Raw genomic sequence first — 1,554 nt, forward strand, 5'->3', positions numbered from 1 at the left:
AGTGACAGCGAAAACTTGTCTAATAGCGATCGCATTAACTTCCGTCAGTCMACCACCACCACACCCGCCCATMTATATTCCCGTGCGTTTTCCCTTTATGTTCATCCCCAGCCCTAGTCTACTAGCCCTATTTAACTTATCAACTTACGAGAGTATCAGTGCCTTAGCCCTGTTGATACTTTCCGTGCAACTCCCCGCTACCGCCATTCTACTCTCCCGCCTATTTCGAGGGTTACTGCGCCGCCCACAATTACACATAGCCCCCCCCACCCCAGACCTATTGGGTAAAGTTAGCGTCATTGTCCCCACCCTCAACGAAGCCGCCCGCCTCAGTCCTTGTTTATCCGGTTTAAGCGCCCAGGGCTATGAAGTACGCGAAATCATCATAGTTGATAGTAACTCAGTCGATGCCACCCCAGATATGGTCATCGCCCAAAGCCAGCGCGACCCTCGTTTCCGCTTAACTACCGACGACCCCTTACCTCCCGGCTGGGTAGGTCGTCCTTGGGCTTTACATACTGGCTTTTTACGCACTTCCCCCGCCTCCCAATGGGTTTTGGGTATTGATGCAGACACACAACCTCAACCCGGACTGGTCGCCGCCTTGGTTAGGGCTGCAGAAAATGCTCAATATGACCTGATTTCTCTATCCTCTCAGTTTATCCTTAAATACCCAGGGGAATTGTGGTTACAACCTGCCCTCTTAATTACCCTCGTATATCGATTTGGTCCCCCTGATACCGCCCCTATGACCCCTGAGCGGGTTATGGCTAACGGTCAATGCTTTTTGTGTCGCCGCTCGGTTTTGGAAGCCCTCAATGGTTACACCACCGCCTCAAATTCCTTTTGTGATGATGTGACTTTGGCTAGAAATGCTGCTAAAAAAGGCTTTCGCGTCGGGTTTTGGGATGGGGCGGCGCTCCTCAAGGTGCGGATGTATGATGGGTTTATGGATACTTGGTCCGGCTGGGGGCGATCGCTTGATTTAAAGGATGCTTCCTCTACCGCCGGACTCTGGGCGGATCTCGCTCTCCTATTCTGCTGTCAGGGTTTACCCATACTGGTCTTAACTATCGCTCTCGCTTTGGGGTTCCTCTTTCCCTACCATAACCCTATCTTCACCTGGCTATGGCGCTTAAATGCTTTCCTGTTTATTATCCGTGTCGCTTTGTCGGCGGCGATCGCTTCTTCCTATGACTTCAGCCAAGCACAAGCTAAATGGGTATTCTGGCTGTCTCCCCTCGCTGACCCTCTCGCTGTTCTCCGCCTCTTTCTCTCCGCTACCCAAAGACCTACCCAGTGGCGAGGACGCTACTATGGATAATTCCGGTAAAAGTCCCTCTCCCCCTCTGGGATCCAGATTTAGGGTGAGGGCAATGTATCTGGGATCCAGATTTAGGGTGAGGGCAATGTATAGCACCAGACAGGAAAGTTAGGACGTATAATGGAGAGGACGAGATGACTAAGAAGACCAAAAATGCCAGCCCCCTATAGTTACGACCTCAGACAAAAAGTTATTGATGCAATTGAACTAGACGGTATGCCCAAAACAGA

At 51.1% G+C, this 1,554-nt stretch carries 1 protein-coding gene; it reads left to right on the forward strand.

Translation table 11 applies throughout. From position 1 onward, the window contains the following. Positions 1–97 precede the first annotated feature (97 nt). Complete coding sequence (gene cruG, locus B9T16_RS28570; protein ID WP_410246377.1) at positions 98–1,324, forward strand: 2'-O-glycosyltransferase CruG; 1,227 nt, start codon at positions 98–100, stop codon at positions 1,322–1,324. Positions 1,325–1,554 lie beyond the last annotated feature (230 nt).

The organism is Arthrospira sp. PCC 8006, assembly GCF_046480465.1.
In the GTDB taxonomy this organism is placed as follows: Bacteria; Cyanobacteriota; Cyanobacteriia; order Cyanobacteriales; family Microcoleaceae; genus Limnospira; species Limnospira platensis.

What these genes read in the sequence shown, in the direction of transcription:
- cruG (WP_410246377.1), top strand. Translation starts at nt 98, where the DNA reads ATGTTCATCCCCAGCCCTAGTCTACTAGCCCTATTTAACTTATCAACT.